Origin of the sequence: Miniphocaeibacter halophilus (assembly GCF_016458825.1) — a bacterium.
Lineage (GTDB): Bacteria > Bacillota > Clostridia > Tissierellales > Peptoniphilaceae > Miniphocaeibacter > Miniphocaeibacter halophilus.
This window is the reverse complement of the sequence record NZ_CP066744.1, coordinates 385,606-398,585: the sequence shown is the minus strand read 5'-3', so window position 1 is coordinate 398,585 and position 12,980 is coordinate 385,606. Positions and strand designations below refer to the sequence as shown.

General features: G+C 30.2%; 14 protein-coding genes. 13 read left to right on the top strand and 1 reads right to left on the bottom strand.

Translation table 11 applies throughout. The annotated features are described in order from the left end of the window. Nucleotides 1–74: 74 nt before the first annotated feature. A complete protein-coding gene (locus JFY71_RS01885; protein WP_243661359.1) occupies nucleotides 75–1,085 on the bottom strand; it encodes an aldo/keto reductase in 1,011 nt (336 codons plus the stop codon). A 209-nt stretch (nucleotides 1,086–1,294) separates the two neighbouring features. Between JFY71_RS01885 and dnaX the strand changes: the two genes are divergently transcribed. From dnaX to JFY71_RS01820, 13 genes are all read left to right on the top strand, one after another. After that, nucleotides 1,295–2,977 (top strand): DNA polymerase III subunit gamma/tau, encoded by a 1,683-nt coding sequence (gene dnaX, locus JFY71_RS01880; protein WP_243661358.1) that lies wholly within the window; start codon nucleotides 1,295–1,297, stop codon nucleotides 2,975–2,977. Between the two features lie 12 nt (nucleotides 2,978–2,989). Beyond that, nucleotides 2,990–3,331, top strand: a complete 342-nt coding sequence (locus JFY71_RS01875; protein WP_243661357.1) for a YbaB/EbfC family nucleoid-associated protein — start codon at nucleotides 2,990–2,992, stop codon at nucleotides 3,329–3,331. Nucleotides 3,332–3,342: 11 nt separating this feature from the next. Then, nucleotides 3,343–3,942, top strand: coding sequence for a recombination mediator RecR (recR, locus tag JFY71_RS01870; RefSeq protein WP_243661356.1), 600 nt, complete (start codon nucleotides 3,343–3,345; stop codon nucleotides 3,940–3,942). Nucleotides 3,943–4,001: 59 nt separating this feature from the next. Then, nucleotides 4,002–4,709 (top strand): AzlC family ABC transporter permease, encoded by a 708-nt coding sequence (locus JFY71_RS01865; RefSeq protein WP_243661355.1) that lies wholly within the window; start codon nucleotides 4,002–4,004, stop codon nucleotides 4,707–4,709. Beyond that, nucleotides 4,709–5,023 carry an AzlD domain-containing protein gene (locus JFY71_RS01860; protein ID WP_243661354.1) on the top strand — a complete coding sequence of 105 codons (315 nt, stop codon included), beginning with the start codon at nucleotides 4,709–4,711 and terminating at the stop codon, nucleotides 5,021–5,023. The genes JFY71_RS01865 and JFY71_RS01860 overlap by 1 nt, the downstream gene beginning before the upstream one ends. A 104-nt stretch (nucleotides 5,024–5,127) precedes the next feature. Next, nucleotides 5,128–6,678: a catalase gene (locus tag JFY71_RS01855; protein WP_275955186.1), complete on the top strand. Its 1,551-nt coding sequence runs from the start codon at nucleotides 5,128–5,130 to the stop codon at nucleotides 6,676–6,678. Between the two features lie 214 nt (nucleotides 6,679–6,892). Next, nucleotides 6,893–7,138 (top strand): TM1266 family iron-only hydrogenase system putative regulator, encoded by a 246-nt coding sequence (locus JFY71_RS01850; RefSeq protein WP_243661353.1) that lies wholly within the window; start codon nucleotides 6,893–6,895, stop codon nucleotides 7,136–7,138. A 21-nt stretch (nucleotides 7,139–7,159) separates the two neighbouring features. Next, nucleotides 7,160–8,584, top strand: a complete 1,425-nt coding sequence (hydG, locus tag JFY71_RS01845) for a [FeFe] hydrogenase H-cluster radical SAM maturase HydG (RefSeq protein ID WP_243661352.1) — start codon at nucleotides 7,160–7,162, stop codon at nucleotides 8,582–8,584. After that, a complete protein-coding gene (gene hydF / locus JFY71_RS01840) occupies nucleotides 8,562–9,764 on the top strand; it encodes a [FeFe] hydrogenase H-cluster maturation GTPase HydF (RefSeq protein WP_243661351.1) in 1,203 nt (400 codons plus the stop codon). The genes hydG and hydF overlap by 23 nt, the downstream gene beginning before the upstream one ends. Nucleotides 9,765–9,795: 31 nt before the next feature. Beyond that, nucleotides 9,796–10,218, top strand: a complete 423-nt coding sequence (gene mscL / locus JFY71_RS01835; RefSeq protein ID WP_243661350.1) for a large conductance mechanosensitive channel protein MscL — start codon at nucleotides 9,796–9,798, stop codon at nucleotides 10,216–10,218. Between the two features lie 119 nt (nucleotides 10,219–10,337). After that, entirely contained in the window at nucleotides 10,338–11,237 is a 900-nt protein-coding gene (nadA, locus tag JFY71_RS01830) for a quinolinate synthase NadA (protein ID WP_243661349.1), read from the top strand. A gap of 3 nt (nucleotides 11,238–11,240) precedes the next feature. Then, complete coding sequence (locus JFY71_RS01825) at nucleotides 11,241–12,521, top strand: L-aspartate oxidase (RefSeq protein WP_243661348.1); 1,281 nt, start codon at nucleotides 11,241–11,243, stop codon at nucleotides 12,519–12,521. After that, a complete protein-coding gene (locus tag JFY71_RS01820; RefSeq protein ID WP_243661347.1) occupies nucleotides 12,487–12,939 on the top strand; it encodes a nicotinate-nucleotide diphosphorylase in 453 nt (150 codons plus the stop codon). The genes JFY71_RS01825 and JFY71_RS01820 overlap by 35 nt, the downstream gene beginning before the upstream one ends. Nucleotides 12,940–12,980 lie beyond the last annotated feature (41 nt).

Here is a 12,980-nt window from a genome sequence, read left to right as displayed (position 1 = left end):
TATTTACATGTAATTAAAGAATAAAATATTTTAAAAAGAAAAATAGGCCTAGGATTTTCTAAGCCTATTTTTTCTTAACCTAAAACCTTAGCTACATTTTTAAGCATTTCTATTATAGGTAGGTCATAAGGACATCTTGGTTCACAATCTCCACATTCTATACAGTCTTTAGCATTGACCTCCATACCATTGTAACGACTTAATGCCCAGTCCTTTAAGTCGTATCTGGTATAATAGCCTTCCATTAGGAAATTTGTTGGAATATCTATTCCGACTGAACAAGGTGCACAATAACCACATCTTCTACAAAATTGTGTTCCTAATTCTTCTACATAATTTTGTAATTCTTTTATTTCTTCTTCAGCTAAGGGTCTTGGATTATTTCCAACGCCGGCATTTTCTTTTACCTGCTCTATTGTATCCATTCCCGGTATAGCCAAAGTAATATTTTCATTTTCCATAATATACCTTAAACAAAGCTCTCCTTTAGGAATAGCTCCACCGGCAAGTGGCTTCATAATTAGTATTCCAATGTTTTTTTCTTTAGCTTTTTTAAATGCTTCTTCAGCTTGGTTTTCTACAATATTATAGGGAAATTGGATTGTCGAAAATTCGTTTGTGTCAATTAATTTATTCAATAGGTCAACACTGTGACTAGTTACGCCAATTTCTTTTATTATACCTTTTTCCTTCATTTCTTTAACGGCTTTTAAAGCACCATTTTCAGAAAAAATAGTTTCCATTTCTGATTCTTTACTTACATTATGAAATTGGTAAAGATCTAAGGAATCAACTTTTAGGTTTTTTAAAGAAATTTCTAAATCTTTAAGGACACCATCATAGGTTCTTTGCATTGATTTAGTTGCTATGTAAAATTTCTCTCTTCCAACTACTTCCAATGCTTGTCCCAATAATTTTTCACTGTCATTATAACTTCTTGCTGTATCAATAAAATTTATTCCTTGTTTGTGTGCTTCTTCTACAAGCTTTATAGCTGTATCTTTATCAACATTTTGAATTGGAATTCCTCCAAATCCAATTACAGAAACTTCATAACCGGTTCTACCTAAAATTCTTTTCTCCATAATGCTCCTCTTTTATATGTTATATTAATAATAATTATATATTATACTAATAATAATATCATATTAAAGTGTTTTATAATATAAACAACATAAAATTGTTTAAGTATTTGTAAAGTAGTGGCGATTTAAATATTAGGGAAAAATCAGCAATTAAATATTTTTTCTACCTATGATATAATAATAAAGCAAGTAAATAAGGAGGTTGTTTTTTGCGACAAGCTATATATAGAGAATATAGACCAAAAACTTTTGATGAAGTTTTAGGTCAAAGTCAAGTTACTGAGGTTTTAAAGAACCAAGTAAAAAACAATTTAATAGGTCATGCTTATTTGTTTTCAGGAACTAGAGGAACCGGTAAAACAAGTTGTGCAAAAATATTTGCACGGGCTATAAACTGTTTAAATCTACAAGATGGTTCACCTTGTAATGTTTGTGAAAATTGTAGGTCTATTCTCAATGAGGAAACTTTTGATATAGTTGAAATGGACGCTGCATCTAATAGACGAATTGAAGATATTAGAGATCTAAGAGATAAGGTAATTTACCCTCCTGCTAATTTAAAATACAAGGTTTATATTATAGACGAGGCTCATATGATAACAAATGAGGGATTTAATGCCCTTTTAAAAATCATGGAGGAACCTCCAAAGCATTTAGTATTTATTTTAGCTACTACGGAAATAGAAAAAATTCCTCAAACCATCCTTTCAAGATGTCAAAGATATGAATTTAAAAGACTGGATACGGAGTTTATTAAGGAAAATATTCTAAATATTACAAGGGATTTAGGAGTTGAAATTGAACCGGAAGCGGTAAATCTTATAGCTAATGAAGCAGATGGAGCTATGAGAGATGCTTTAAGCACTTTAGATCAGGTAATTTCTTTGGGAAAAGATAAAATAACCGTTAAGGATTTAGAAGAGGATTTAGGTCTAGTTGACCAGGACAAAATATTTAAGCTAGTTGATGCTATAATTTCTAAAGATTTTTCAAATACAATAAAAGCTTTTGCAGAAACCTCTAAGGGAAAAATTATTTCTAATTTATTTAAGGATTTAACTGACCATTATAGAAATTTACTTTTAGTTAAAAATAAATTGGAAAGCAATGTAGATGCTAGTACTATGTATCTTGAAAAATACAAGGAACAAGCCAATAATATAGAAATGAATCAGATTATTGAGTCATTGGATATATTAATGGAATTTGAAATTAAATTAAAGACTACAGAAAACCCTGTTATATTAGGGGAGCTGTTGGTTACAAGGTTAGTGGATTATGTTAATTACAATAGTTTTAAATCTAAAATCAACTACCTAGAAGATAAGGTTAAAGAATTAGAGGAAAAACTTTCTAATTTAAAAGTTGAAGATTTAAATTCTAATGGTAATATAGATATTGTTACTACTAATAATTCTGTAAAAGATGATTTAGTAAAGGCGGAAATAATTACAGAAGAAAATAAGTCAAATATTACAGAAACAGAAGATAGTAAGGTAGAGAAGGAAGAAAATCCTAGTGCTGAAAAAGTAGAAAATAGTGATGATTTAGAAGACGATGTTTTAGACAAGTACAAGGAAACGAAGTATTGGAATGAAATTGTAAACAAGCTTCCTACACCAATGATGAGGAATTTTATAAATTCTTCAACCTATAGGTTTTTAGAAAAAAACCGCTTGGTTATTCTTTTTAAAACAGAGGATACAAAAATGAAGTTAATTTGTTCAAATATAAATGTTTTGAAAAAAATAGTTCAAGAAGTTGTAGGTAGTGATTATGATGTGCATATAACTTTAGAATCAAGTTATCCGGATTTAAATAATTTAAGAAAAGAAAAAAATTTAAAATTAATCCAAGATTTATTTGGGGAAGATAATATTAATATTACTTAGGAGGTATTTTTTATGGCAAAAGGTGGATATCCAAGAGGCGGAATGCCAAATATGAATAATATGATGAAACAAATGCAAAAAATGCAAAAACAAATGGAGGAAGCACAAGAAAAGTTAGAGGAAACTGAATTCACAGCAACTGCTGGTGGAGGAAGTATAGAGGTTACAGTAAACGGTAAAAAAGAATTGGTTGCTGTAAAAATAGAAGAAGATGTTGTAGATCCGGATGATGTTGAAATGTTACAGGATTTAATAATCGTAGCTGTTAATGACGCTTTAAATAAAGTTACAGAAACAAGTGAAAAAGAAATGGGTAAATTTACTGGAGGCATGAATATTCCAGGATTATTTTAGTAGGTGATTAAATGGCTTTATACCCAAGACCAATAGAAAATCTAATAGTTGAATTAGCAAGCTTGCCTACAATTGGAAGAAAATCAGCTAAAAGACTAGCTTTTAAAATTATTGAAATGGATGATGAAAAAGTAAATAGATTGGTAAATGCTCTAATTAATGTTAAAAAAGAAATTCATCATTGTAAAATTTGTGGTAATTTAACAGATAAAGAAATATGTGATATATGTTCAGATGAAAGCAGGGACAAATCCACTATAGTAGTAGTTGAGGATAGTTCAAATATTATTTCTCTTGAGAAAGCAAGGGAATATAAGGGACAATACCATGTCTTAAACGGACTAATCTCTCCAAGGGAAAATATTAGTCCTGAGGATTTAAATATAGAATCCCTTATTGAAAGAGTCAAAGATGGTGGTATTGATGAAGTAATATTGTCCTTATCACCAACTGTAGACGGAGATCTTACAATTAACTTTTTATCTGAAATTATAAAGCCTTTAGGAGTAAAAGTGACAAAAATTGCTAATGGAGTTCCTTTAGGTGTAAGTTTAGAATATTTTGATGAAATGTCGATTTATAAAGCATTGGAAGATAGAAGAGAAATTTAAGTAAAGCATGGGAAACCATGCTTTTTTAAAATTATAATTGATGGGAAAGTGTAAATTTTATGAATAGAGTAAGAGAAAAAAACACAACTAAAGATATAAAAAAGGGAATTGCAATATCCCTACCGGTGGGAATAGGATACATATCCATAGCAATAGCCTTTGGTTTATTAGCTAGAAATTCCGGATTGACTTTACTGGATACTTTTTTATTTTCAGCAATGGTCTTTGCTGGGGCCTCTCAATTTATGGCAATTGAGTTAATTGTAGCCGGTGTACCAACACTTGGAATTGCGATATCGGTTTTTTTAATTAATTTAAGATTACTTGTAATGGCAACATCTCTTGGAGTAAAAATGGAAAGAGTAAATAAAAAATCAATTCCTTTAATAGGATTTTTATTAACAGACGAATCCTTTTCCGTTCTTTCTTTTACCAAAGATAAAATTAGTACAGCCTATGCAATTTTTGTAGGATTAATACCATATTTATTTTGGGTAGGTTTTACTGTTATAGGTTATTTAGTAGGGGATATTCTTCCTGAAAAGTTAAAGATGAGTTTAGAAATAGGGCTTACTGCAATGTTTATTGCCTTATTAATTCCTTCTGTTAAAAGAAATTTAAAAGGCATAGTAGTTTCTTTAATAGCTGCATTTATTTATATAATAATATTTTATTTAAATATACTTCCAACAGGATGGGATATAGTTGTTGGAATACTTTTATCTACCTTAATAGGCTATATTTTAATTAGAAAGGGGACAATATAATGAAAAGTGAATATTTTTTACTAATAGTTCTCTGTGCTATTTTAACTAGTTGTCCTAAAATAATTACAATGACATTTTTAAAGGATAAAAAAATAAAAAAAGAATTTAAGGATTTTTTAGATATTATTCCCTATACAAGTCTTGCTATATTAATTACAAGAGGAGTATTAACTATGGACAAACAGATTATGGTTCCTACAATAATATCTATAATAGTTTGTTTTTTTGTTTCCTATTTTAGAGAGAGTTTAGCTCAAACAATAATTTCCGGAGTTGGAACAATGTACATTTTAATATTATTACTTGGAATTTAATTATAAAATGTATGTTTTTTTAAAACAAATGGGTATATATTAAATGGAATTGTAATAATTACATATTTGTAATTAACTTATGAACAAATAAAATAGGAGGAGAAATGGATAAGAATAAAAAAATCACCAGTAAAAACGATGTAATAGGAAAAGACCCAAAGGTTACTAATGGAGCTGGGATACCAGTAGCAAACAATCAAACAGCTATGACTGTTGGACCAAGAGGACCAATGGCTATGGAAGATGTTTGGTACATGGAAAAAATGGCTCATTTTGACAGAGAAGTTATACCGGAAAGAAGAATGCATGCTAAAGGTTCAGGTGCTTTTGGAACATTTAGAGTTACAAACGATATTACAAAGTACACTAAAGCAAAAATATTTTCAGAAGTAGGAAAAGAAACGGAAATATTTATTAGATTTTCTACAGTAGCAGGGGAAAGAGGAGCTGCTGATGCAGAAAGGGATATTAGAGGCTATGCAATAAAATTTTACACAGAAGATGGTAACTGGGATTTAGTAGGTAACAATACTCCTGTATTCTTTATGAGAGATCCACATCATTTTATCGGATTAAATAGGGCTGTAAAGAGAGATCCTAGAACAAATTTAAGATCAGCTAATAATAACTGGGATTTTTGGACTTCATTACCAGAAGCTTTACACCAAGTAACTATTACAATGAGTGACAGGGGAATACCAAAATCCTACAGACATATGCACGGTTTTAGTTCCCATGCATATTCAATGATAAATGAAAATAATGAAAGAGTATATGTAAAATTCCATATGAAGACCCAACAAGGAATTGAAAACATATCAGATGAAGAAGCAGAAAAATTAATTGGTATGGATAGGGAAAGCCATGGTAGAGATTTATATGAAGCAATAGAAAAGGGTAATTTCCCTAAATGGAAAATGTATATACAGGTTATGACTCAAGAGCAAGCAGATAATATGCCATATAATCCATTTGATTTAACAAAGGTATGGTATCATGGAGAATATCCGCTAATAGAGGTTGGAGAGTATGAATTAAATAGAAATCCTGAAAACTATTTTGCTGATGTAGAACAAGCTGCATTTACGCCTGCAAATGTAGTTCCTGGTATTTCATTTTCACCTGACAAAATGCTTCAAGGAAGATTATTCGTTTATGGAGATGCTCACAGATATCGTTTAGGTGTTAATCATCATCAAATACCTGTAAACTCACCTAAAAATGCAACTAACAACCATCCTTATCATAAAGATGGACAAATGAGAGTTGATGGAAATGGTGGTTCAGAAGTTCATTATGCTCCAAATAGTTATGGTAACTATGTAGAATATACTGAACATGAAGAGCCTATGCAAAAAGCAAATGGTGACATTGGTAGATGGAATTTTAGAGATGACGATGACGATTATTTCACTCAACCGGGTAAGTTGTTTAGATTAATGTCTCCGGAACAACAAAAGGTTCTTGTTGAAAATACAAGAAGAGCCATGGGAGATGCAGAGGAAAAAATTAAATTACGTCATATTGAACATTGTTTTTATGCCGATGAAAAATATGGTCGTATGTTAGCAGAAGAATTGGGAATAGATGTAGATTTTTCTAAATTCGATGTAGAAGAATATAAGAAGAGAAAAAGAACAGATACTTCATATTAAATTATAAGGGGACAGAAATGTCTCCTTTTTTAATTTAAAGGATATTATTTTAATGAATTAAGTCTTATTATAGTAGAAATAATTATATATTAGAGTTATAATATCAACAGAGGTAAGGTTAAAGATAAGTTCTGAAGCTAAACCTGTGAATATTAAATTTTTGGACACAGGTATTCTGTGTCCATTTTTGTTTTAAATATATTAGGAGGTTGATATGGATAATAGAGTTGCAATAATTGGAATAATTATTGAAAACAAAGAAGCCAGCACAGAGGTAAATGAAATTTTACACAAATATTCAAAATATATTATTGGAAGAATGGGGATTCCAAATATTAGAGAAAGTATAAATGTAATATCGGTTATTGTAGATGCACCACAAAGTGAAATAAGTGCCTTAACCGGGAAATTAGGAATGATTAAAGATGTTAGCTGTAAGGCTGTATATTCAAAAATTTAAATAAGAAAACAAGGGGAAAATATGAGTAATTACATACCAAGTTCTTCTAAGGCAGAAGAATTTATTAACAATGAAGAAATTTTAAAAACTATTGAATATGGTAGAAAAAATAGTAAAAATAGACAGTTAATTGAAGAAATATTGGAAAAAGCAAAGGAGGCTAAAGGTCTTAGCCACAAGGAAGCTTTCGTTTTATTATCCTGTGAATTAGAGGATTTAAATGAAGAGATTTTTAAGTTGGCTAAGGAGATTAAGCAAAGATTTTATGGCAATAGAATAGTTCTTTTTGCTCCTTTATACCTTTCAAATTACTGTGTTAATGGATGTACCTATTGTCCATATCACTATAAAAATAAAACCATAAGAAGAAAGAAACTAACTCAAGAGGAAATAAAAGAAGAGGTTATAGCTCTACAGGATATGGGCCATAAAAGACTGGCACTGGAAACTGGTGAAGACCCAGTAAACTGTCCTATAGAATATGTTATAGAGTCAATTAAAACAATCTACAGCGTTCACCATAAAAAGGGAGATACTAGAAGAGTTAATGTAAATATTGCAGCAACAACTGTAGAAAATTATAAAAAATTAAAGGATGCAGGTATTGGAACCTATATACTATTTCAAGAAACCTATCATAAGGACAATTACGAACAGCTTCATCCAACAGGTCCAAAACATAACTATGCCTACCATACAGAAGCAATGGACAGGGCAATGGAAGCCGGAATAGATGATGTTGGTTGTGGAGTTTTATTTGGTTTAAATAACTACGAATATGATTTTATTGGACTTTTAATGCATGGAGAACATTTAGAGGCTAAGTTTGGCGTTGGTCCTCATACTATTTCCGTACCTAGAATAAGACCTGCTGATGATGTAAATCCAGATGAATTTATAAATTCCATTAGTGATGAAATATTTATGAAAATCGTAGCCTTAATTAGAATTGCCGTTCCTTATACGGGAATAATTATTTCCACAAGGGAAAATGAGGAAACTCGTTCAAAGGTTTTAGATTTAGGAGTATCCCAAATAAGTGGAGGTTCAAGAACTTCAGTAGGTGGTTATGCCGAAGAGGAAAAAATAGAGGAAAATTCTGCACAATTTGAAACAAGTGATACAAGAACTTTAGATGAAGTTGTTAATTGGCTACTTGAAATGGGACATATTCCTTCTTTTTGTACCGCTTGCTATAGGGCCGGAAGAACTGGAGACAGGTTTATGAAACTTGTAAAATCCGGAGAAATAGCCAATATTTGCCAACCAAATGCTGTTATTACCCTAAAGGAATATTTAGAAGACTATGCCTCAGAAGATACAAAAAAAGCAGGACTTAAGGTAATTGAAAATGAAATTCCAAATATTAAAAATGAAAAAACTAGAGAAATAGCTAGGAAATATTTAAGAAGTATAGAACAAGGTGAAAGAGATTTTAGGTTCTAATATGGAAACTACAGCACGATCCAATAGAAAGTATATTGGTTTAATAGGAAGAAGAAATGTTGGTAAGTCTACAATTATTAACCTACTAACAGGCCAAGAAACATCAATAGTAAGTGATTTTGCCGGCACTACAACGGACAATGTTCAAAAGAATATGGAATTACATGGCGTTGGTCCTGTAGTTTTTGTTGATACTGCAGGTTATGACGACATTGGAGAAATTGGCCAGTTAAGAGTAGAAAAAACTAAAAGGGTTTTAAACAAATTAGATGTGGCTCTTTTAATTATAGAAAATGAGTTAACTGACTTTGATAAAAAGTGGGTTAACTTATTAAAAGAATATAAAATAGATTTTATACCTATTTTAAATAAGGATGATATTTTTTCATATTCAGAAGATAAAATTAAGGAAATGGAAAATATATTAGAAAAAAATATCCTAGTCTTTTCTATAAATAAGGACAAAAATATAATTATAGAAGAGTTAGGAAAAAAACTAGCAGTAAAAAAGGAAAAAACTATTACAGGCTCCTTAGTAAATAAAAACTCCTTAGTTATGCTTGTAATGCCCCAGGACAAAGAGGCACCTAAAGGAAGACTAATACTACCACAAGTTCAAACTATTAGGGAATTAATAGATAAAAATGCTATAACAATAGCGGTAGATTTAGAACAAGTGGAAGAGGCGTTAAAATATTTAAATAAGGATCCCGATTTAATTATTACCGACTCAAAGGTTTTTGAAGAAGTTTATAAACTAAAACCGAAAAATTCCCTCTTAACTTCTTTTTCTGTGCTTTTTGCAGCACTTAAAGGCGATATAGATTATTTTGTTAAGTCTGCAAATACAATAGAAAAGCTTAATAATAAGAGTAGAATATTAATAGCCGAAGCATGTACCCATCCTCCAATTACAGAGGATATTGGTACTGTTAGAATTCCCAATATGATTAGAAAAAAATATGGGGAAAATATAGAATTTGATTTTGTAAGGGGAGATGATTTCCCAAAAGACCTTAAAAAATATGATCTAGTTATACATTGTGGTGCCTGTATGTTTAATGAAAAACATGTAGAAAGTAGAGTTAGTCAGGCTAAAAAACAAAATATTCCTTTTACTAATTATGGAGTTACAATTGCTAAAATAAAGGGTATACTAAATAAAGTAGTTTTAACATAGTAATTATAATTAATTTTTAGGAGGAATTTGTATGATAAAAGAATTTAAAGAATTTGCCATGCGTGGAAATGTAATTGATATGGCAATTGGGGTTGTAATGGGTGGTGCCTTTGGGAAAATTGTAGATGAAATAGTTCAAATTCTAATGCGTTTTGTTGCAGCAGTAACAGGAGCTGTAAAATTTGAAGATTTGGCAATAAAGGTTGGTGGAGTAGATGTTACATACGGTGCAGTTCTCCAACAAATAATTAGTTTTATAATTATTGCCTTCTGTATGTTTATTGTAGTAAAGTCTATGAATAAAGTTTTAGCATTAGGTAAAAAGGAAGAAAAAGCTGAACCAACTACTAAAGAATGTCCTTATTGCTTTACTGAAATACCAATTCAAGCTACAAGATGTCCTAATTGTACTGCAGAATTTGAAGGTTATAACAATCCTGTAGAAAATAAATAAGATTAAAGCTTTGATAATATGTCAAAGCTTTTTTTATGCCTACATATGTATTGTCTATTGTCTTGTCAATGAAACCCTATCGTGTTATACTCATACCATTATAGAGAAAGGACTGGAAAATGAATAAAGAAAAGCTTGATATTTTAAAAAAAGAAAGGGACACTGTAATTTTAGCCCATTATTATGTTGATGATAGTATTCAAAAAATAGCGGATTATGTAGGTGATTCCTTTTATTTAGCTCAAGTTGCAACTAAATTAAAAGAAAAAAATATTATTGTTGCTGGAGTTTATTTTATGGGGGAAAGTGTTAAAATTTTAAACCCGGATAAAAAAGTATATTTAGTAAATACAAGGGCCGATTGTCCAATGGCTCATATGGTAAATATAAACACAATAGAAGAAATGAGAAATAAATATAAGGACCTAGCAGTTGTCTGTTATATTAATTCAACAGCAGAAATAAAATCCCATAGCGATATTTGTGTTACATCGGCAAATGCAGTGAAAATAGTTAAAGAATTACCAGAGAAAAATATATTTTTTATTCCTGATGGAAATTTAGCTAAATATGTTGAAAAACTTATTCCTGAAAAAAATATAATAGCCAATAAAGGTTATTGTCCAGTACATAATAGAGTTTCTGTTAAGGAAATTAATAATTTAAAGATGAAATACAAAAATGCAAAAGTATTGGCACATCCTGAATGTAAAAAGGAAGTTCTAGACCTAGCAGATTATGTAGGAAGTACAAGTGGAATTATTAAAGAAGCTGCTTCTTCTAATTTAAAGGAATTTATTATTATTACGGAAGTTGGAATTAAGTATGAATTATTAAAAAACTATCCTGATAAGAAATTTTATTTCTTAGATAATATGATTTGTGACGATATGAAATTGTTAAAGTTAGAAGATTTATTAAACATTATGGAAAATGGTGGAAATGAAGTTTTTGTAAATGAAGAAATTCTAGAAAAAGCAAAAATACCTTTAAATAGAATGTTGAAATTAGGAGACTAGGTTTTGAAAAGTTTAAAAGCTGATACTGTAATAGTCGGTTCCGGTCTAGCAGGCTTAATTTGTGCATTGACCTTGCCTTCTTCTATGAAGGTAATATTGTTAACAAAAGAAAAACTTGAAGATAGTAATTCCTATTTAGCACAAGGGGGAATTGCTGTTATGAAAGGATTAGAAGACAAGGAATCCTTTATATCGGATACTTTAAAGGCCGGTCATTATAAAAATGATTTTAAGGCAGTTGAAACTCTAGTAGAAGAATCTCCAAAAGCAATTGAAAGTTTAGAGGGTTTTGGAGTGAGTTTCGAAAGAAAACAAGGATGTTATTCCTATACAAGAGAAGGGGGACATAGTAAAAATCGTATTTTATATTGTGGAGATTTTACCGGAAAAGCTATAATGGACACCTTAATAAGACAAGTCAAAAAAAGGGAAAATATAAGGGTTTTAGAGAACTGTACTATGGAGGACATTCTAGTTAATGACTGTAATTGTTATGGAGTATATGCAATAGCCAGTAATGGTGGTTTATTTATTACTGGAAAATCTACTGTTATAGCAACAGGTGGAATAGGTGGTCTTTATGAAAACACCACTAACTATAAACATATTCAGGGAGATGGGCTAGCACTGGCAATAGAGCATAGTATAAAACTTAAGGACTTGTCCTATATTCAAATACACCCAACTGCCTTATATGAAAATACAAGGGAAAGAAGATTTTTAATTTCTGAGTCCGTTCGAGGGGAAGGGGCAATATTACTTAATAAAAATAAGGACAGATTTATAGATGAACTAAAACCCAGGGACATTGTTTCAAAAGCGATTATTAAGGAAATGGAAAAGGACAAAAGAGAATTTCAATGGCTTAGAATGAATTCAATGAAAATAGATATTAAAAAAAGATTTCCTAAAATATACGAATATTTAAGAAAAATTGGGCTTAATCCATATATTGACGATATACCAATAGTTCCTGCACAACATTATACTATGGGAGGAATTAAAGTAAATCTAAAGGGAGAAACATCTATGCCGGGTTTATTTGCAATTGGAGAAGCCTCCTGTACAGGAGTTCATGGAAAAAATAGATTAGCCAGTAATTCCTTGTTGGAATCCGTTGTTTTTTCTAAAAGAACTGCAGATTTTATAAAAAATATTAGCAAGGAAGAAGCTAATATTAACGATTTTAAAATAAGAAACCTTAGTCTAGGGAAGAAAAAAGAGATAATAAAGGAAGGAATAAAAATTGATGAATTTACCAAAACTAAATTACTTAACAGTTGATAAAATATTACTAGAGGCTTTAAGGGAAGACATACCTATTGAAGATATTTCAACAAATTCTATTATTTCAGATGATGTTATAGGTCAGGTAAGTCTATATGCTAAAGAAGATGGTATAATTGCAGGACTTAATATTTTTGAAAGAATATTTAAACTTTTAGATTTAACTACAAATATTACATATTATTGTAATGATGGAGATAAAATCACTAAGGGAGAAAAAATTGCCTTACTAGAAGGTAAGGTAAGAACTTTATTATCCGGTGAAAGAGTTGCCTTAAATTATTTACAAAGACTTAGCGGTATTGCAACATACACTAAAAAAATGGTAGAATCTTTAAATAATAGCAGTATAAAAATAGTAGATACTAGGAAAACTACACCTAATATGAGAATTTTAGAAAAAATATGCAACTAGAGTTGGTGGTGGATACAACCATAGAAATAATTTATCCGATG

Coding starts and splice junctions, on each gene's coding strand:
- JFY71_RS01885 (WP_243661359.1), bottom strand. CDS start 1,085: ATGGAGAAAAGAATTTTAGGTAGAACCGGTTATGAAGTTTCTGTAATT.
- JFY71_RS01875 (WP_243661357.1), top strand. CDS start 2,990: ATGGCAAAAGGTGGATATCCAAGAGGCGGAATGCCAAATATGAATAAT.
- recR (WP_243661356.1), top strand. CDS start 3,343: ATGGCTTTATACCCAAGACCAATAGAAAATCTAATAGTTGAATTAGCA.
- JFY71_RS01865 (WP_243661355.1), top strand. CDS start 4,002: ATGAATAGAGTAAGAGAAAAAAACACAACTAAAGATATAAAAAAGGGA.
- JFY71_RS01860 (WP_243661354.1), top strand. CDS start 4,709: ATGAAAAGTGAATATTTTTTACTAATAGTTCTCTGTGCTATTTTAACT.
- JFY71_RS01855 (WP_275955186.1), top strand. CDS start 5,128: ATGGATAAGAATAAAAAAATCACCAGTAAAAACGATGTAATAGGAAAA.
- JFY71_RS01850 (WP_243661353.1), top strand. CDS start 6,893: ATGGATAATAGAGTTGCAATAATTGGAATAATTATTGAAAACAAAGAA.
- hydG (WP_243661352.1), top strand. CDS start 7,160: ATGAGTAATTACATACCAAGTTCTTCTAAGGCAGAAGAATTTATTAAC.
- mscL (WP_243661350.1), top strand. CDS start 9,796: ATGATAAAAGAATTTAAAGAATTTGCCATGCGTGGAAATGTAATTGAT.
- nadA (WP_243661349.1), top strand. CDS start 10,338: ATGAATAAAGAAAAGCTTGATATTTTAAAAAAAGAAAGGGACACTGTA.
- JFY71_RS01820 (WP_243661347.1), top strand. CDS start 12,487: ATGAATTTACCAAAACTAAATTACTTAACAGTTGATAAAATATTACTA.